Raw genomic sequence first — 17728 nt, forward strand, 5'->3', positions numbered from 1 at the left:
GTGATCAGTGCAGGCCCAGTTGCCGGGCCACATCGTTGTAGAGAGCGAGCGACATCATCAAGAGCATGATCGCCACCCCGCCCCGCTGCAGCCGCTCAAGCCACACGTCCGAGAGAGGCCGCCCCGTCACCGCTTCGAAAAGATAATACATCAGGTGCCCCCCGTCGAGGATCGGTAGCGGCAGCAGGTTCAGCACGCCGAGGCTCACGCTGACGGCCGCGATGAACGCGAGGAAATAAGCCGGGCCGAGCAGCATCGACTTGCCGGCGTAGTCGGCGATCGTGATGGGGCCGCTCAGGTTCTTGATCGAGGCCTGGCCGATCAGCATGCGGCCGAGCATCTTCAAGGTCAGCACCGACGAGTCCCAGGTGCGCTGCACGGCCTGCGTCATGCCGCCCCACACACCGTAGCGGACCGTCACCATCTCGTAGGACGCCGCGATGCCGGCACCGATGCGGCCGACGCGCTGGCCGCCGTCCATCTCGACGGCCGGGCGCACCGTGAGGTCGAGCACCTGGCTGCCGCGCTGCACCCGCCACGGCACCGCCACCGATTCGCCGTCGGCGCCATTCGCGCGGATCATCAGCAGCATGCGGTTCGCGTCGGGCACCGGCTCGCCGTCGATCGCGAGCACGCGGTCGCCGCTGCGCAGCCCGGCGCGGTCCCCGGCACCGCCCGGCGTCATCTTCCCGAGCACCGCGGCGCTGAGCGGCGCGACGCCGATGCGCGCCATCGTCTCGGGCGTCACGTCGTAGGTGTCGAGCGTGTCGACATCGAGCGTCACTGCATGCGCGCCGTGCCCGCGCGAATCGGCCACCCGCAACTGCAGCTTCTCGGTGCGCAGCAAGGCCTGCGTGAGCTGCCAGTTCAGGTCGTTCATCGACTGCACGTCGTCCCAGTCGTTGCCGTCCCGGGAGATCGCCGACACGGTGTCGCCGGCGCGCAGCCCGGCGCGTTCAGCCAGGCTGCCGGCCGGCGGCGTCGCGAGCACGGCGCGGGGTTCCTCGACGCCGACCCAGTGGGCCGCCGAATAGAACACCACCGCGAGCAGCAGGTTGGCGATCGGCCCCGCCGCGACCACCGCGGCGCGCTGCCACAGCGGCTTGCGGTTGAAGGCCTGGGACAGCTCGCCCGGCGCCACCGGGCCTTCGCGCTCGTCGAGCATCTTCACGTAGCCGCCCAGCGGCAGCATCGACAGCACGAACTCGGTGCTGTCGGGCGTCGCCTGGCGGCGCCACAGCACCCGGCCGAAGCCGACCGAGAAGCGCAGCACCTTGACGCCGCAGGCGCGTGCCACGCGGTAGTGGCCGTACTCGTGGATGACGATCAGGATCCCGAGCGTCACGACGAAACCGATGACCTGCGAGGCGGCGAGGCTCATGCGCTCATCCTCGCCACGGCGGCGCGGGCGACGCGTCGCGCCTCGGCGTCGAGCGCGATCAATCCGTCGAGCGAGCGGCAGGCATCGTGTTCAGGGCTCATGGCGTCGAGGGTGCTGACATTGACGCTGTGAATCTGATCGAAGCGGATGGTTCCTGCCAGAAACGATGCGACACCGATCTCGTTGGCCGCGTTGAGGATCGCGGTGCTGCCCTCGGGCCCGCGCAGCGTGTCCCATGCGAGTTTCAGGCCAGGGTAGCGCACGAAATCGGCTTCTTCGAAACTGAGCGCCGACATCTTCAGGAAATCGAGCTGCGACGCGCCCGACTCGACGCGCTCGGGGAACGACAGGCTGTAGGCGATCGGCACCCGCATGTCGGGCGTGCCGAGCTGGGCCAGCACCGAGTTGTCGCGCAGCACCACCATCGAATGGATGACGCTCTGCGGGTGCAGCACGACGCGGATCTGCTGCGGCGCGAGGTCGAACAGCCAGCGCGCCTCGATGACCTCGAGCGCCTTGTTCATCATCGTCGCCGAGTCGACCGAGATCTTGCGGCCCATCACCCAGTTGGGGTGCGCGCAGGCCTGGTCGGGCGTGACGTCGCGCAGCGTGGCCGGGTCGCGGGTGCGGAACGGGCCGCCCGAGGCGGTGAGCAGCAGGTGGTCGATGCGGGCCGGCCAGGTGCTGCGGTCTTCGGGCAGGCACTGGAAGATCGCCGAATGCTCGCTGTCGACCGGCAGCAGCGTGGCGCCGCCGGCCCGCACGGCGTCCATGAAGAACGCCCCGCCGACGACCAGCGCCTCCTTGTTGGCCAGCAGCAGCCGCTTGCCGGCGCGCGCCGCAGCCAGGCACGACGGCAGCCCGGCGGCACCGACGATCGCCGCCATCACGCTGTCGACCTCGGGGTGGGCGGCGACCTCGTCCAGCGCGGCCGCGCCCTCGAGCACCTCGGTGGCGGCGCCGGCCTCGCGCAGCGCGGCGCGCAGGCGCTTCGCGTGCGCGGCGTCGGTCATCACCGCGAAGCGCGGCTTCCATTGCAGGCACTGCGCGAGCAGCTCGTCGCTGCGGCTGTGTGCCGACAGCGCGAACACCTCGAAGCGACCGGGGTGGCGCGCCAGCACGTCGAGCGTGCTGGTGCCGATGCTGCCGGTGGAGCCAAGGATGCACACCCGTTGGCGGGGAGACGAGACTTCTGACATCGGTGGGCCTGGCTGGAAAGGTGACGTGGCGCCGGGGGTGCGGCCGGGGCGGGCTGCTGGTGCGGACAGCTACAGCGAGCTGAGCGCCATCGCGATCGGGAACACCGGCAACAGCGCGTCGACGCGGTCGAGCACGCCGCCATGGCCCGGCAACAGGCCGCTGCTGTCCTTCGCGCCGGCCGCGCGCTTGACCAGCGACTCGACCAGATCGCCGACCACGCTCATCGCCGACAGGAACACCAGCGACAACACCAGGCCGATGACCCCGAAGCGCTGCAACAACAGCGTGTAGAGGCTGGCCGAATCGGGCTGGATCGAGCGGTCGAGCGCAATCCACGCGCCGGCCAGCACCAGCACGCCGAGCATGCCGCTCCAGACGCCTTCCCAGCTCTTGCCGGGGCTGATGGCCAGAGCGAGCTTTCGGCGGCCGAAGGCCTTGCCCCCGAAATAGGCGGCGATGTCGGCGGCCCACACCAGGCACAGCACCGACAGCAGGTAGTTGACGCCGATGGTCTTGGCGCTCGCGAGTGCGAGCCACGCCGTCCACAGCGCGGCGAAGCCCAGGACCCAGCGGGCCACGGTCGGCAGTTGCGGCCAGGCCGACGGTCCGACCCGCAGCGCCAGCGCGCCGCCCAGCACCCACACCGCGAATGCCAGCCACCAGGCCGGGCTCGCGCCCGGGTGCACCCAGCCGGCCGCCATCGCACCGGCACAGGCGGCGGCCAGCAGCACGCCGAAGCCGATCGCGAGCGCCGACCCGGCCGCATTCAGGCGCGCCCATTCCCAGCCGGCCGCACCGATCATCAGCAGCGTGATCAACGCGAACGGCCAGGCCATCGGCGCGAACATCGCCGGCAGCAGGATGATCAACAGCACGACGGCCGTGATGACGCGTTGCTTCAGCACGTTCAGGCCCCGGCCTCGGCCGCCACGTCGGCACTGTTCACGCGGCCGAAACGGCGGTCGCGGCTCGCGTAGTCGGCCAGCGCGGCATCGAGCTGCGCGACGCCGAATTCCGGCCACAGGCAGTCGCTGAACACCAGCTCGGAATACGCCACCTGCCACAGCAGGAAGTTGCTGATGCGCACCTCGCCGCCGGTGCGGATGAACAGGTCGGGATCGGGCGCGAAATTCATCGCCATGTAGCTGCCGAGCTTCGCCTCGTCGAGCTCGTGCGCCGGCACGCCGGCCGCGATGGCCTGCTGGCAGGCCTGCACGATGTCCCAGCGGCCGCCATAGTTGAACGCGACCGACAGCGTGATGCGCCGGTTGTCGGCGGTGGTGCGCTCGGCCTCGTCCCAGGCGGCACGCACCTTGTCGGACACCTGCGAGCGGTCGCCGACGATGCGGATGCGCACGCCCTCGCCGGCCAGCTTGGCCAGGTACTTCGACACCGCGACCAGCACCAGGCTCATCAGCCCCGACACCTCTTCGGTCGGGCGCTTCCAGTTCTCGGACGAGAACGCGAACACGGTGAGGTACTCGATGCCGCGGTCGGCGCAGGCCTCGACGGTGCGCACCAGCGCATCGACGCCCTGCTTGTGGCCGAAGAAGCGCGGCATCAGCCGCTTCTTGGCCCAGCGGCCGTTGCCGTCCATCACGATCGCGACGTGGCGCGGGACGCGGGGAGCGGCTTCCACGGCAGGCGCTCTGGAGAAAAGCGAAGAAACGATGCTGGTGTTCATGGCCACGTCGTCAGACGGCCATGATCTCCGCTTCTTTGCCGGCGATCAGCCGATCGATCTCGGCGATCGTGCGGTCGGTCAGCTTCTGCACCTCGTCGAGCGAGCGGCGCTCGTCGTCTTCGGTGATCTCCTTGTCCTTCAGCAGCTTCTTCGCGTGCTCGTTGGCATCGCGGCGCAGGTTGCGGGTCGCGATCTTCGCGTCCTCGCCGGCGTTGCGCACGACCTTGGTCAGGTCGCGACGGCGCTCTTCGGTCAGCGCGGGCATCGGCACGCGCAGCAGGTCGCCCTGCGACGACGGGTTCAGCCCCAGGTCGGACTCGCGGATGGCCTTCTCGATCTTCGCGCCCATGCCCTTTTCCCAGGGCTGCACGGTGATCGTGCGCGCGTCGAGCAGGGTCACGTTGGCGACCTGGCTGATCGGCAGCATCGAACCGTAGTAGTCGACCTGCACCTGGTCGAGCAGGCCGGGGTGGGCCCGGCCGGTGCGGATCTTCTGCAGTTCGCCCTTGAACGATTCGATCGTCCGGCCCATCTTCTGCTCGGCCGTCTTCTTGATGTCGGCGATGCTCATGTCGGTTTCCTCACACGCTCACACGTGGACGAGGGTGCCCTCGTCCTCACCCATCACCACCCGCTTCAGCGCGCCGGCCTTGAAGATGCTGAACACCTTGATCGGCAACTTCTGGTCGCGGCACAGCGCGAAGGCCGTGGCATCCAGCACCTGCAGGTTGCGGGTGATGGCCTCATCGAAACTGATCTGACTGTAGCGCGTTGCGCTCGGGTCCTTCTTGGGGTCGGCACTGTAGACGCCATCGACCTTGGTCGCCTTCAGCACGATCTCGGCGCCCATCTCGGCACCGCGCAGCGCAGCGGCCGTGTCGGTCGTGAAGAACGGGTTGCCGGTGCCGGCCGCGAAGATCACGACCTTGCCTTCCTCGAGGTACTGCAGCGCCTTCGGCCGCACGTACGGCTCGACGACCTGCTCGATGCTGATGGCCGACATCACGCGGGCGGTCATGCCTTCCTGGCGCATCGTGTCGGCCAGCGCCAGCGAGTTCATCACGGTGGCCAGCATGCCCATGTAGTCGGCGGTCGCTCGGTCCATGCCGACCGAGCCGCCGGCCACGCCGCGGAAGATGTTGCCACCGCCGATCACGACGGCGACCTCGCAGCCGAGCTGCGTCACCTCTTGCACCTCGCGCACCATGCGGACGATGGTGGCCCGGTTGATCCCGTAGGCGTCGTCGCCCATCAGGGCCTCGCCCGAGAGCTTGAGCAGGATGCGCTTGTACGCCGGCATGCGATTTTCTCCCCGTGTTGCCCAGGCCTTGCGGCGCTGAAGTCTAACCACCGCGGCGGGAGGCCTCGTGAGCCCCCTGCCGCGTCATGCACCAGGCGTTCAGCCGCCCTTGGCAGCAGCGACCTGCGCCGCCACTTCGGCCGCAAAGTCGTCGACCTTCTTCTCGATGCCTTCGCCGACGACGTACAGCGTGAAGCCCTTGACCGCGGTGTTCGCGCCCTTGAGCATCTGCTCGACGGTCTGCTTGTCGTTCTTGACGAAGGTCTGGTTCAGCAGGCTGACTTCCTTCAGGAACTTCTGCACCGAGCCTTCGATGCGCTTCGCGACGATCTCGGCCGACTGCACCGGCTTGCCGGCGGCTTCAGCGGCCTTCGCGTCTTCGGCAGCCTTGCCGGCGGCCACGGCGCGTTCCTTCTCGATCAGCTCGGCGGGCACTTCCGACGACGCCAGCGACACCGGCTTCATTGCGGCGATGTGCATCGCGACGTCCTTGGCGGCGGTCTCGTCGCCTTCGAACTCGACCAGCACGCCGATGCGGGTGCCGTGCAGGTAGCTTGCGAGCTTGGCGCCTTCATAGCGCTTGAAGCGGCGGATCGTCATGTTCTCGCCGATGGTGCCGATCAGGCCCTTGCGGACGTCGTCGAGCGTCGGGCCGTAGCCGTCCTGCGCGTACGGCAGCGCCGCCAGCGCGGCCAGGTCGGCCGGGTTCTTCTCGGCGGCCAGCTGCGAGCAGGCCTTCGCGAAGTTCAGGAACATGTCGTTCTTCGAGGTGAAGTCGGTTTCGCAGTTGACTTCGACCAGCGCACCGGCGCTGCCGACGACGGCCGCGGTGACCACGCCTTCGGCGGTGATGCGCGAAGCGGCCTTGCCGGCCTTGCTGCCCAGCTTGACGCGCAGCAGTTCTTCGGCCTTTTCCATGTCGCCGCCGGCTTCGGTCAGCGCCTTCTTGCATTCCATCATCGGGGCGTCGGTCTTCGCGCGCAGTTCGCCGACCATGCTTGCAGTGATTGCAGCCATCTTGAATCTCCGTTTGCTGGGACGCCCCGCCGAAGGCCGGGCGCCTGAATCATCTCGGGTGGAAAAAAAGGGGCTGCGAAGCCCCTTTGTGTGCTCGCCTTTCAGCGGGCGGGGGCGTCGCGATCAGGCGTTTTCGCTGACTTCCACGAACTCGTCGCCTTCGGCCGACACGGCTTGCACCACCTCATTGGTGGCATTGGCCTTGCCGTCGAGGATGGCGTCGGCCACCGCCTTGGCGTACAGCGCCACGGCCTTCGACGAGTCGTCGTTGCCCGGGATCACGTAGTCGATGCCTTCGGGCGAGTGGTTCGAGTCGACGATGCCGATGACCGGGATGCCGAGCTTCTTGGCTTCGGCAACGGCGATCTTGTGGTAGCCGACGTCGATCACGAACATCGCATCGGGCAGCGCGTTCATGTCCTGGATGCCGCCGATGTCCTTCTCGAGCTTGGCCAGGTCGCGCTGGAACATCAGCGCTTCCTTCTTGATGCGGATTTCGGTGCCGGCCTCGATCTGGGCCTGCATGTCCTTCAGCTTCTTCAGCGAGCCCTTGACCGTCTTGAAGTTGGTCATCATGCCGCCCAGCCAGCGCTGGTCGACATAGGGCATGCCGGCGCGGCGGGCTTCCATCGCGATGACTTCGCGGGCCTGGCGCTTGGTGCCGATCATCAGGATGGTGCCGCGGCGTGCTGCCAGCTGGCGGATGAACTTCATCGCGTCGTTGAAGAGCGGCTGCGTCTTCTCGAGGTTGATGATGTGGATCTTGTTGCGATGGCCGTAGATGTACGGTGCCATCTTCGGGTTCCAGAAGCGGGTTTGGTGGCCGAAATGGACGCCGGCTTCCAGCATCTCACGCATGGTGATGGTCATGTGAACTCCAAAGGTTGGTTCTAGAATCCGACTCGAATTGCAAGGTCCCGTCACTCTGTGACAACAGCCTTCGCAACACCTTTCAACAGCCGGATTCGCGATTTGTTTTCTGCTGCACCCTTTTGCTCTTTCAAAGAGATCAAGAGTGCATTCAGATAAACCCGTAGAGTGTAGCACGGCCTCCTCCCCTCCCCATGCCTCCTGACCTCTCCGCTGCCGTCAGCGACATCCAGCAGCGTCGCTCGACCGCCGTCGGCGCCCTCGCGCTCAGCCAGGCCGCGGCCGACCTGCCCGTCAACCGGCACACCTTCATCCGACGTTTCGCCGGCGCGCAGGCCGTGGCGGCCGGCATCGACGCGCAGGCCGCTGCCGGCCTGCCGCTGCCGCCGCTCGCGGGCCTGGCCGTCAGCGTCAAGGACTTGTTCGATGTCGCTGGCCATCCGACAACCGGCGGCTCGCGCGCGCTGGCCGAGGCACAACCCGCCACGCGCGATTGCACCGCCGTATCGCGCTTGCGCGCCGCCGGCGCCGCGCTGGTCGGCCACACCAACCTGACCGAGTTCGCGTTCTCCGGCGTTGGCATCAACCCGCACCACGGCACGCCGCTGAATGCCGCCACCGTCGCGCTCGATGCGCAGCCGCGCATTCCCGGCGGCTCGACCTCCGGTGGCGCGACCTCGGTCGCGAGCGGCGCCGCGTGGGCCGCGCTCGGCTCCGACACCGGCGGCTCGATCCGCATCCCGGCCGCACTGCAAGGGCTGGTCGGCTTCAAGAACACCGCGCGGCTGACGCCACTCGACGGCGCGATCCCGCTGTCGACCTCGCTCGACACCGCCAGTGCGATCACCCGCTCGGTGCGCGATGCGGTGCTGCTGCACGAGATCCTGTCGGCACGCCGCGTCGTGCTGGCGCAGCGGCCGGTCTCCGCGCTGACGCTCGCGGTGCCCGGTGGCGCCTTCCTCGACGGCCTCGACACCGCGGTCGCATCGGCCTTCGAGCGCAGCCTGGCCGTCCTGAGCCGCGCCGGTGCCCGCCTGCACGAGATCGCGCTGCCCGAGGTCGACGAACTGGCCGCGATCAACGCCGCCGGCGGCCTGCCCGCTGCCGAGAGCTGGGCCTGGCACCGGTCGCTGCTGGCCACCCGCGAGGCCGACTACGACCCACGCGTCGCGCTGCGCATCCGCCGCGGCGAACGCATGAGCGCCGCGGACTACATCGCCGTGCTGAACGCCCGTGCCGGCTGGATCGCCCGCATGACGCCGCGCCTCGCGCCATTCGACGCGCTGCTGAGCCCCACCGTGCCGATGCTCGCGCCCCCGGTGGCCGACCTGGCCGGCGACGACGCCTTCTTCGCGACCAACGCGCGCCTGCTGCGCAACCCGTCGGTGGTCAACATGCTCGACGGCTGCGCGCTGTCGCTGCCCTGCCAGCGCGCCGGCGAGATGCCGGTCGGCCTGATGGTGTGGAGCAGCGCGTTGCGCGACGACACGGTGCTCGACGCCTCGCTCGCGATCGAGCGCGCACTGCAAGACGCGGAGGCCGCCTGATGCGCGTCGCCGTGATCGGCGCCGGCATCGTCGGTGTCACGTCCGCCTACGAACTGGCCGCCGACGGCCACGACGTGACGGTGTTCGAACGCCGCGGCAGCGTGGCCGCGGAAACCAGCTTCGCGAATGCCGGCGTGATCGCGCCCGGCTACGTGACGCCGTGGGCCGCACCGGGCATGCCGGGCAAGGTGTTGCGCCACCTGTTCAGCGCGCATTCGCCGGTGCGCGTGAACCCGGCGCTCGACCTCGCGACGCTCGGCTGGATCTGGCGCTGGTGGCGTGCCAGCAGCCTGCACAGCTTTCGCGCCAACCGCGCGCGCATGCAGCGGCTGGCGTTGTTCAGCCGCGACCGGCTGCACAAGCTGACGGCCACGCTGCAGCTCGAGTACGAGCGCACCGACGGCTGCCTGGTGCTGTGGCGCGGCGCGCGCGACGCAGCCCACGCGCAGGCCGGCATCGCGATGCTGCACGACCTGGGCATCCGCTTCGAGACGCTCGATGCCGCGCAATGCCGCCGCGTCGAGCCCGGCCTGAACCCCGACACGCCGCTGCACGGCGGGCTGTACCTGCCGCAGGACGAAGTCGGCAACTGCCGCCAGTTCGCCGGGCTGATGCGTGCCGAAGCGCAACGGCTGGGCGCGCGCTTCAACTTCCATTCCACCGTCAGCCGCATCGAGCCGGGGCTGCGGCCGCAGCTCACGCACCTGCAGCTGTCGGCCGACGAATCGACGCTCGCGACGCCGAACAGCGACAGCGGCCGCCGCAGCGCGCCGCCGGCCATCGCCGAACCGCAGACGCAGACCTTCGACGCGATCGTCGTGTGTGCCGCGATGGGCGCGCCGCAGCTGCTGTCGCCGCACGGCCTGCGCCTGCCGCTCGCGCCGGTCTACGGCTACTCGGTGACGGCGCCGCTGCGCCACCATGAAGCGCACCCCGATGTCGGTCCGCGCTCGGCCTTGATGGACGAGCGCTTCAAGGTCGCCGTGACGCGCATGGGTGCCCGCGTGCGGGTGGCCGGCAGCGCCGAGTTGGGCGGCTCGCCGCAGGCCTGGAACAAGGGCTCGCTCGACACCTTGTACAAGGTGCTGAACGACTGGTTCCCGGGCGCGGCGCGCATGAGCCAGGCGCAGCGCTGGAAAGGCGCGCGGCCGATGCTGCCCGACGGGCCGCCGGTGCTGGGCGCCAGCGGGCTCGCCGGCATCTGGCTGAACCTCGGCCACGGCTCCAGCGGCTGGGCGCTGGCCTGCGGCTCGGCCCGCGTGCTGGCCGACCAGGTCGCGCAACGCGCACCGGCGATCGACGTCGACGGGCTGGGCATCGAGCGCCTGCGGCGCTGAGTGGTCGTGATGCTGCAGCGCATCGATGCCATCACCGGGCCGCGGCCGCTGCACGGACTGGCACGCACGCGGGAGATCGAGGCCGCGGCGCTGCAATCGGTGCCGCCGTTCACGCTGATGCAGCGAGCGGGCGATGCCGCGGCGCGCCTCGCCCGCGCCATGGCGCCGCACACGCGGCGCGCCTGGGTGGCAGCAGGCCCTGGCAACAACGGCGGTGACGGACTGGTCGCCGCCATCGCGCTGCGCCGGGCCGGCATCGAGACCTTCGTGACGCTGTCGGGCGATGCCGCGCAGCTGCGTGGCGATGCGCAGCAGGCCCATGCGCTGGCGCTCGGCGAAGACCTGCACTGGGTCGACCAGCCGCCCGACGGCTTCGGCCGCGCCGGCGACCTCGCGCTCGACGCGCTGCTGGGCATCGGCGCGAGCCGCGCCCCCGCAGGCCGGCTCGCGGTGCTGATCGACGCGTTGAACGCCCTCGCCTGCCCGGTGCTCGCGATCGACATGCCGTCGGGCCTCGGTGCGGACACCGGCCAGCCGCATGGCGAGGCCTGTGTGACCGCAACGCACACGCTGTCGCTGCTGACGCTGAAGCCCGGCCTGTTCACCGGCCACGGGCGCGACTGCTGCGGCGAGGTCTGGCTCGATGGCCTGGCCGTCGACGCCGGGCCGGCCGATGCCTGGCTCGGTGCGTCACCGTCGGCCACCGGCTGGCAGCGCGCACACGCGCAGCACAAGGGCAGCTTCGGCGACCTGGTCGTGATCGGCGGCGCTCCGGGCATGGCGGGCGCGGCCTTGCTGGCCGCCCGCGCCGGGCATGCCGCCGGCGCCGGTCGCACCTACCTGAGTTTTCTCGACGACGCCGGCCCCGCGCTCGACGGCGAGCACCCCGAGCTGATGATCCGGCGCGCGCTGTGGAAGGACGACCTGCTGCGCGAGGCCACCGTGGTCTGCGGTTGCGGGGGTGGCGACGCGGTCCGCGGCGTGCTGCCGCGGGTGATCGGCCAGGCCGGCCGCCTCGTGCTGGACGCCGATGCGCTGAACGCGATCGCCACCGACACCACGCTGCGGCAGTTGCTGGTCGCACGCGGCGACAACGGCCGGCCGGCGGTGCTGACGCCGCACCCGCTGGAAGCCGCACGGCTGCTCGGCAGCGACACCGCCGGCGTGCAAGCCGATCGCCTGCGCGCCGCGCAGACGCTGGCCGACGGGCTGAAAGCGATCGTGCTGCTGAAGGGATCCGGCAGCGTGATCGCGGCACCGGGCTGCACGCCGCAGATCAACCCGACCGGCAATGCCGCGTTGGCCACCGCCGGCACCGGCGATGTGCTCGCGGGCTGGATCGGCGGGCGCTGGTCGGCCGCGGACGCCTCGTCGATCGCCGACGTGCTGCAGACCGCCAGCGCCGCCGCCTGGCAACATGGCCGGGCAGCCGACCTGTCACCAACGACGCCGCTGCGGGCGTCGGACCTGATCGCCGCGCTGCACGCCCAGCTGCGACGCGGCTGACGCGCCTTTCAGCGCCGGCGCGCCGTCTTCGCAGCCGTCTTGCCGCCGCCCTTGCGCGCCGCGGTCTTGGCCGCCCGCACCGGATGCGCCGCCCTGCCCTTCGCCGCCTTCGTGCCGGCCTTGGCCGCGCGGTCCGCGCCCTTCACCGACGCCAACTCGGCAGCCGCGCCGCTGGTCTTGTCGACCACCTTGCGTGGCCGTGCCGGAATGCCGTCGTCGGCCCCCTCGTGCACCATGCGGAAATCGATCTTGCGGCCATCGAGGTCGACACGGCTGACCTGCACCCGCACGCGCGCACCGACGGTGTAGCGAACCCCAGAGCGCTCGCCGCGCAATTCCTGGCGCGCCTCGTCGAACTTGAAATACTCGCCGCCCAGTTCGGTGATGTGGATCAGGCCTTCGACATACAGCCCATCGAGCGTGACGAACAAGCCGAAGCTGGTAACCGCCGTGACGGTGCCGCCGTATTCCTCGCCGAGGTGCTCGCGCATGAAGCGGCACTTGAGCCAGGCCTCGACATCGCGCGAGGCCTCGTCGGCGCGGCGTTCGTTGGCGCTGCAATGCGCGCCCACGACCTCCCAGGTTTCGTCCTCGGTGTGTGCGCTGCGCCTGGCCTTCGATGCCGGCTCGATCGCACCGGTCACGATGTTGTAGCGCTTGCCGTGCAGCAGCGCCTTGATCACGCGGTGCACCAGCAGGTCGGGGTAGCGGCGGATCGGGCTCGTGAAGTGCGTGTAGGCCTCGTATGCCAGGCCGAAGTGGCCGCTGTTGATCGGCGTGTAGATCGCCTGCTGCATCGAGCGCAGCAGCATCGTGTGGATCTGCATCGCATCCGGCCGGTCCTTGGTGGCCGCGGCGATCGCCTGGAACTCGCCCGGCTTCGGGTCGTCGCTGACGCTCAGCCCCAGGCCCAGCGCCTTCAGGTAGTTCTGCAGCAGCGTCTTCTTCTCGGGCGTCGGACCTTCGTGCACCCGGTACAGCGACGGGTGCTTGTGCTGCGCGATGAAATCGGCCGAGCAGACGTTGGCGGCTAGCATCGCCTCCTCGATCAGCTTGTGCGCCTCGGTGCGCGTGCGCGGCACGATCTTCTCGATGCGGCCGTTGTCGTCGCAGATGATCTGCGTCTCGGTGGTCTCGAAATCGACCGCGCCGCGCTTCGCGCGCTCCTTCAGCAGCGCACGGTAGACCTCGTGCAGGTGCAGCAGGTGCGGCACCAGTTCGCTGCGGCGCGCCGCCTCGGGGCCGCGCGTGTTGCCGAGGATCGCGGCCACCTCGTTGTAGGTGAAGCGCGCGTGCGAGCAGATCACCGCCGGGAAGAACTGGTAGGCGTGGATCTCGCCGCCGGCGGTGATCAGCATGTCGCACACCATCGCGAGGCGGTCCTCGTTCGGGTTCAGCGAGCACAGGCCGTTCGACAGCTTCTCCGGCAGCATCGGGATCACGCGCCGCGGGAAGTAGACCGACGTGGCGCGTTCGTACGCATCCTCGTCGATCGGCTCGTTCGGCTTCACGTAGTGGCTCACGTCGGCGATCGCGACGACCAGTCGCCAGCCGTCGAACGCGGTCTTGCCGCGGCCGAGCTTGACCGGCTCGCAGTACACCGCGTCGTCGAAGTCGCGTGCGTCCTCGCCGTCGATCGTCACCAGCGCGACGTCGGTGAGGTCGATGCGGTCCTTGCGGTCGACCGCGCGGATCTTGTCCGGCAGGCCAGCGGCCTGCGCCAGCGTCTCGGGCGAGAAGCGGTGCGGCACCTCGTACTTGCGCACCGCGATCTCGATCTCCATGCCGGGGTCGTCGATCTCGCCGAGCACCTCGGTGACGCGGCCCATCGGCTGCGAGTACAGCGACGGCGGCTCGGTCAGCTCGATCGCGACCACCTGGCCCGCGCTCGCGTTCGCGATCGCGTTCTTCGGCACCATGATGTCCTGGCCGTAGCGCTTGTCTTCGGGGGCGACCAGCCAGATGCCGCTCTCGTGCAGCAGGCGGCCGATGATCGGCGCCTTCTTGCGCTCGATGATCTCGAGCACGCGGCCTTCGGGCCGGCCCTTGCGGTCGTAGCGGATCACGCGCGCCTTCACGCGGTCGCGGTGCAGCACCGCGCGCATTTCCTGCGGCGAGAGGTAGAGATCGGGCTGTCGGTCGTCGCGGACCAGGAATCCGTGGCCGTCGCGGTGCCCTTGCACCGTGCCCTCGACTTCGCTCATCAGTTCGTTGCCGACTTGCGTTGCGTTTGAGAAGTTGTTGTTTTTGATGATATAGTCCAAGACTTCCTGAAATGCCCAGGTGGCGGAATTGGTAGACGCACTAGTTTCAGGTACTAGCGGGTAACTCCGTGGAGGTTCGAGTCCTCTCCTGGGCACCAAGAATAATCAATAAATAGAAGATTTGAAGCAAGGCCAGCACGAAGGTGTTGGCCTTTTGCTTTTGTAGAGAGAGATGAAGTTTGCGAATCGAATGAGCCCCAAAGCTCATGCTATAGTCGCAGGCTTCCTGAGATGCCCAGGTGGCGGAATTGGTAGACGCACTAGTTTCAGGTACTAGCGGGTAACTCCGTGGAGGTTCGAGTCCTCTCCTGGGCACCATCAACGGAAGAATGGATTCAAGCAAAGCCAGCACGACCTGCTGGCTTTTTGCTTTTCTGGCGATGAAGAAACCCGTACCGCAAGCGCCGATCAAGCGGCCGCCGCGGAACCGGCTTTGCCGGGCCGCTGGCGGCGCCCCCTCGAGGGGGAGGCGCGCAGCGCCTCGGGGGTGGGCCATCAAATCGCGAATTTCTTTGCGAGGCCGTCCGGGCGGAGTTCGTCGTACTCCTCGAACGGCTGGTGGATCCACGGGCTCGTCGGCAGCAGCTCGACGTAGTAATCCGGCGTGTAGCTCGACACGCCCTTGGTCCAGATCACCGCCGAGCGCAGCTCGGCGATCGCCGGCATGCCGCGCAGCCGGTCGACCACCGCGCGCAGCGTGACGCCCGAATCCGCCAGGTCGTCGACCAGCAGCACGCGCCCCGCCAGCTCGCCCTTCGGCAGCGTGATGTACTTCGCCATGTCGAGCCGGCCCTGGATGGTGCCGGCCTCGGCCCGGTACGAGCTCGTCGACATGATGCCCAGCGGCTTGTCGAACACGCGCGACAGCACGTCGCCCGGCCGCATGCCGCCGCGCGCCAGGCACAGGATCTGGTCGAACTCCCAGCCCGAGGCATGCACCTTGAGCGCGAGGCGCTCGATCAGCATGTGGTACTCGTCCCAGGACACGTAAAGGTGTTTGCCGTCGTCGGTCAGCATGTTCAAGGCTCCAGGCGTCAGGCTTGATACGGGTGGCGCAGCAGGATCGTGTGCTCGCGGTCGGGGCCGGTCGACACCATGTCGATCGGGCGGCCGATGAACTCCTGCACACGCTCCAGGTAGCGCCGCGCGTTCAGCGGCAGCGCATCCCATTGCGTGATGCCGGCGGTGCGCTCGGTCCAGCCCGGGAAGGTGTCGTAGACCGGCTTGCAGGCGGCGATGTCGTCGGCATCCAGCGGCAGGATGTCGATGCGCTTGCCATCCAGTTCGTAGCCGACGCAGACCTTGATCTCCGGCAGGCCGTCGAGCACGTCGAGCTTGGTGATGCACAGGCCCGAGATGCCGTTGATGATCATCGAGCGCTTCAGCAGCGCGGCATCGAGCCAGCCGCAGCGGCGCGGGCGGCCGGTGACGGTGCCGCGCTCCTGGCCGACGGTCGACAGGTGGTGGCCGACCGTGCCGGGCACATCCATGTCGAGCTCGGTCGGGAACGGACCGCTGCCGACGCGCGTGGTGTAGGCCTTCGTGATGCCGAGGATGTAGTGCAGCAGGTCCGGCCCGACGCCGGCGCCCGCCGCGGCGTTGCCGGCCACGCAGTTGCTGGACGTCACGTACGGGTAGGTGCCGTGGTCGATGTCGAGCAGCGTGCCCTGCGCGCCCTCGAACAGGATGTTGGCGCCGTCGCGGTGCTTCGTGAACAGCGTGTAGCCGACGTCGGCCAGCATCGGCTTGAGCTGCTCGGCAACCTTCATCGCCAGGTCGTAGATCGGCTGGAATTCCAGCGGCTTCGACTTCAGGTAGCCGCCCAGCGCCACGTTGTGCAGCTCCAGCAGCTCGCGCAGCTTCTTCGCGAAGCGCTCCGGGTGCTTCAGGTCCTGCACGCGCAGCGCGCGGCGGGCCACCTTGTCTTCGTAGGCCGGGCCGATCCCCTTGCCGGTGGTGCCGATCTTGCCGGCACCGCTGGTCTCGCGCAGCGCCTCGCGCGCCTTGTCGACCTCAACGTGGAACGGCAGGATCAGCGGGCACGATTCGCTGATGAACAGCCGCGAACGCACCTCGAGCCCGATGGCTTCGAGCCGCTCGATCTCGCCGAGCAGGTGCACCGGATCGACCACCACGCCGTTGCCGATGTAGCAGGCGACGCCCTCGCGCATGATGCCCGACGGAATCAGCTGCAACGCCGTCTTCACGCCCTTGATCACCAGCGTGTGGCCGGCGTTGTGGCCGCCCTGGAAGCGCACCACCGCCTGCGCGTGGTCGGTCAGCCAGTCCACGACCTTGCCCTTGCCTTCGTCACCCCACTGGGTGCCGACCACGACCACGTTGTGGCCGCCGCGTGTCTGTTCCATGTCTGTCCTGTCCAATGTCTCGAATGGGGGGATCGGCGGGCGGCGTCAGAGCGCTCGCACCTGCCACTGGCCGGCCTGCGCGACCAGTTCGCGGTCGCAGTCGAATTCCTGGCCTTCGTGTTCGTGGCCCGGCAGGATGCAGACGACCGACTCGCCCTGCTCCCTCAGCTGCCGGATCGCCGCGCGCAGCGACGCGTCTTCGCCCCACGGCGCGCGGATTGCCGGGCGCATCGCACGCGGCGGCGCGATCAGCACCAGCTCCTTCAGGTCGATCAGGCTGAAGCCGACCGCCGGACGCGTGCGGCCGAACACCGCGCCGACCTCGTCGTAGCGGCCACCGCGGGCCACCGCATCGCTGGAGCCGGCGGCGTACACCGCGAAGCGTGCGCCGCTGTAGTAGTCGTAGCCGCCCAGGTCGGCCAGGTCGAAGCCGATGCGCACGCCCGGGTGTGCCTGCCGCAGGTGCTGCGTGAGCCACTGCAGGTCGTCGAGCGCCGCGGTGAGCATCGGCAACGCCGGCAACTGCGCGCGCGCCGCGGCCAGCACCTCGTCGCCGCCATACAGGCGCAGCAAGGCCAGCAGGCCGTTGCGCGACGGCTCGGGCAGCGTCGACGTGAGCTCGGCCACGCCGGGCTGGTCCTTCGCGGCGAGTGCCGCGTAGAGCGCGGCGACCGCCGCTTCCGGCAACCCGCTGCCGGCCAGCAGCGCCCGCACGATGCGTGCATCGCCCATGTCGAGCGTCAGCTGGCTTGCACCGGCCCGCTGCAGCAGGTCGAGCGCGAGTTCCTGCACTTCGAGGTCGGCCTCGAGGCCGCGGTGCCCGTAGATCTCGGCACCGAATTGCAGCGGTTCGCGCGTCACGTGCAGCCCGGCCGGGCGGGTGTGCAGCACCGGGCCGCAATAGCACAGCCGGGCCACGCCCTGGCGATTCAGCAGGTGCGCATCGATGCGAGCCACCTGCGGCGTGGTGTCGGCGCGCACGCCGATCGTGCGGCCGCTGAGCTGGTCGATCAGCTTGAAGGTCTTCAGGTCGAGCTCGCGACCGGTGCCCGACAGCAGCGACTCGATGTGCTCCAGCAGCGGCGGCATCACCAGCTCGAAACCATAGCTGCGAGCCCCGTCGAGCAGGTCTCGACGCAGATCCTCGATGCGCCGCGCCTGCGCAGGCAGGACGTCGGCAATGTGCTCGGGCAGGAGCCAAGCAGACGACATGTGAATCACCGGGGGTATTAAAACCAGGATTGTACCGGCGGCAG

General features: G+C 69.2%; 15 protein-coding genes and 2 tRNA genes. 5 read left to right on the forward strand and 12 right to left on the reverse strand.

The window, feature by feature from the left end:
- Window positions 1-4: 4 nt before the first annotated feature.
- The 8 genes from rseP to rpsB all read right to left on the reverse strand — a co-directional run bounded on the left by rseP (window position 5) and on the right by rpsB (window position 7452).
- Window positions 5-1381: an RIP metalloprotease RseP gene (gene rseP / locus ASC98_RS26160; protein ID WP_056808797.1), complete on the reverse strand. Its 1377-nt coding sequence runs from the start codon at window positions 1379-1381 to the stop codon at window positions 5-7.
- Entirely contained in the window at window positions 1378-2580 is a 1203-nt protein-coding gene (gene ispC, locus ASC98_RS26165) for a 1-deoxy-D-xylulose-5-phosphate reductoisomerase (RefSeq protein ID WP_056808796.1), read from the reverse strand. Before ispC ends, rseP begins: the two co-directional genes overlap by 4 nt.
- A 69-nt stretch (window positions 2581-2649) precedes the next feature.
- Window positions 2650-3486 carry a phosphatidate cytidylyltransferase gene (locus tag ASC98_RS26170; RefSeq protein ID WP_056808795.1) on the reverse strand — a complete coding sequence of 279 codons (837 nt, stop codon included), beginning with the start codon at window positions 3484-3486 and terminating at the stop codon, window positions 2650-2652.
- 2 nt (window positions 3487-3488) lie between these two features.
- Window positions 3489-4265, reverse strand: a complete 777-nt coding sequence (gene uppS / locus ASC98_RS26175; RefSeq protein WP_082542291.1) for a polyprenyl diphosphate synthase — start codon at window positions 4263-4265, stop codon at window positions 3489-3491.
- A gap of 10 nt (window positions 4266-4275) precedes the next feature.
- Window positions 4276-4836: a ribosome recycling factor gene (gene frr / locus ASC98_RS26180; protein ID WP_047502558.1), complete on the reverse strand. Its 561-nt coding sequence runs from the start codon at window positions 4834-4836 to the stop codon at window positions 4276-4278.
- Between the two features lie 18 nt (window positions 4837-4854).
- Window positions 4855-5565 (reverse strand): UMP kinase, encoded by a 711-nt coding sequence (gene pyrH / locus ASC98_RS26185; RefSeq protein ID WP_047502555.1) that lies wholly within the window; start codon window positions 5563-5565, stop codon window positions 4855-4857.
- A gap of 99 nt (window positions 5566-5664) precedes the next feature.
- Entirely contained in the window at window positions 5665-6582 is a 918-nt protein-coding gene (gene tsf, locus ASC98_RS26190) for a translation elongation factor Ts (protein ID WP_056808793.1), read from the reverse strand.
- 123 nt (window positions 6583-6705) lie between these two features.
- The gene (rpsB, locus tag ASC98_RS26195) at window positions 6706-7452 is read right to left on the reverse strand and encodes a 30S ribosomal protein S2 (protein ID WP_056808792.1); all 747 of its coding nucleotides are present in this window, start codon (window positions 7450-7452) and stop codon (window positions 6706-6708) included.
- A gap of 194 nt (window positions 7453-7646) precedes the next feature.
- On the opposite strand from rpsB, the gene ASC98_RS26200 reads away from it, so the two are divergent.
- The 3 genes from ASC98_RS26200 to ASC98_RS26210 are packed head-to-tail and all read left to right on the forward strand — an operon-like array spanning window position 7647 to window position 11842.
- Window positions 7647-8999 (forward strand): amidase, encoded by a 1353-nt coding sequence (locus tag ASC98_RS26200; RefSeq protein WP_056808791.1) that lies wholly within the window; start codon window positions 7647-7649, stop codon window positions 8997-8999.
- Window positions 8999-10336: an FAD-dependent oxidoreductase gene (locus ASC98_RS26205; protein ID WP_056808790.1), complete on the forward strand. Its 1338-nt coding sequence runs from the start codon at window positions 8999-9001 to the stop codon at window positions 10334-10336. The genes ASC98_RS26200 and ASC98_RS26205 overlap by 1 nt, the downstream gene beginning before the upstream one ends.
- A gap of 9 nt (window positions 10337-10345) precedes the next feature.
- The gene (locus ASC98_RS26210) at window positions 10346-11842 is read left to right on the forward strand and encodes a bifunctional ADP-dependent NAD(P)H-hydrate dehydratase/NAD(P)H-hydrate epimerase (RefSeq protein WP_056809227.1); all 1497 of its coding nucleotides are present in this window, start codon (window positions 10346-10348) and stop codon (window positions 11840-11842) included.
- Window positions 11843-11850: 8 nt separating this feature from the next.
- Here ASC98_RS26210 and rnr read toward each other — a convergent pair whose 3' ends face one another.
- The gene (gene rnr, locus ASC98_RS26215) at window positions 11851-14094 is read right to left on the reverse strand and encodes a ribonuclease R (protein WP_235581411.1); all 2244 of its coding nucleotides are present in this window, start codon (window positions 14092-14094) and stop codon (window positions 11851-11853) included.
- A gap of 25 nt (window positions 14095-14119) precedes the next feature.
- Between rnr and ASC98_RS26220 the strand changes: the two genes are divergently transcribed.
- A tRNA-Leu gene (locus ASC98_RS26220) sits at window positions 14120-14204 on the forward strand.
- A 135-nt stretch (window positions 14205-14339) separates the two neighbouring features.
- A tRNA-Leu gene (locus tag ASC98_RS26225) sits at window positions 14340-14424 on the forward strand.
- 177 nt (window positions 14425-14601) lie between these two features.
- Here ASC98_RS26225 and ASC98_RS26230 read toward each other — a convergent pair.
- From ASC98_RS26230 to ASC98_RS26240, 3 genes are read right to left on the reverse strand one after another with little or no spacing between them, the layout of a single operon-like run.
- The gene (locus tag ASC98_RS26230) at window positions 14602-15123 is read right to left on the reverse strand and encodes a phosphoribosyltransferase (RefSeq protein ID WP_047502856.1); all 522 of its coding nucleotides are present in this window, start codon (window positions 15121-15123) and stop codon (window positions 14602-14604) included.
- A 17-nt stretch (window positions 15124-15140) separates the two neighbouring features.
- On the reverse strand, window positions 15141-16472 hold the full coding sequence (locus ASC98_RS26235; protein ID WP_056808789.1) for an adenylosuccinate synthase: 1332 nt from the start codon (window positions 16470-16472) through the stop codon (window positions 15141-15143).
- A 45-nt stretch (window positions 16473-16517) separates the two neighbouring features.
- Complete coding sequence (locus ASC98_RS26240; RefSeq protein ID WP_056808788.1) at window positions 16518-17684, reverse strand: ATP phosphoribosyltransferase regulatory subunit; 1167 nt, start codon at window positions 17682-17684, stop codon at window positions 16518-16520.
- Window positions 17685-17728: the final 44 nt, after the last annotated feature.

It is taken from the genome of Rhizobacter sp. Root1238, from assembly GCF_001425825.1.
In the GTDB taxonomy this organism is placed as follows: Bacteria; Pseudomonadota; Gammaproteobacteria; order Burkholderiales; family Burkholderiaceae_C; genus Rhizobacter.

Excerpts from the sequence above, each read along its gene's own strand:
- rseP (WP_056808797.1), bottom strand. The coding sequence starts at position 1,381 with ATGAGCCTCGCCGCCTCGCAGGTCATCGGTTTCGTCGTGACGCTCGGG.
- ispC (WP_056808796.1), bottom strand. The coding sequence starts at position 2,580 with ATGTCAGAAGTCTCGTCTCCCCGCCAACGGGTGTGCATCCTTGGCTCC.
- uppS (WP_082542291.1), bottom strand. The coding sequence starts at position 4,265 with ATGAACACCAGCATCGTTTCTTCGCTTTTCTCCAGAGCGCCTGCCGTG.
- frr (WP_047502558.1), bottom strand. The coding sequence starts at position 4,836 with ATGAGCATCGCCGACATCAAGAAGACGGCCGAGCAGAAGATGGGCCGG.
- pyrH (WP_047502555.1), bottom strand. The coding sequence starts at position 5,565 with ATGCCGGCGTACAAGCGCATCCTGCTCAAGCTCTCGGGCGAGGCCCTG.
- tsf (WP_056808793.1), bottom strand. The coding sequence starts at position 6,582 with ATGGCTGCAATCACTGCAAGCATGGTCGGCGAACTGCGCGCGAAGACC.
- rpsB (WP_056808792.1), bottom strand. The coding sequence starts at position 7,452 with ATGACCATCACCATGCGTGAGATGCTGGAAGCCGGCGTCCATTTCGGC.
- ASC98_RS26200 (WP_056808791.1), top strand. The coding sequence starts at position 7,647 with ATGCCTCCTGACCTCTCCGCTGCCGTCAGCGACATCCAGCAGCGTCGC.
- ASC98_RS26205 (WP_056808790.1), top strand. The coding sequence starts at position 8,999 with ATGCGCGTCGCCGTGATCGGCGCCGGCATCGTCGGTGTCACGTCCGCC.
- ASC98_RS26210 (WP_056809227.1), top strand. The coding sequence starts at position 10,346 with ATGCTGCAGCGCATCGATGCCATCACCGGGCCGCGGCCGCTGCACGGA.
- ASC98_RS26230 (WP_047502856.1), bottom strand. The coding sequence starts at position 15,123 with ATGCTGACCGACGACGGCAAACACCTTTACGTGTCCTGGGACGAGTAC.
- ASC98_RS26235 (WP_056808789.1), bottom strand. The coding sequence starts at position 16,472 with ATGGAACAGACACGCGGCGGCCACAACGTGGTCGTGGTCGGCACCCAG.
- ASC98_RS26240 (WP_056808788.1), bottom strand. The coding sequence starts at position 17,684 with ATGTCGTCTGCTTGGCTCCTGCCCGAGCACATTGCCGACGTCCTGCCT.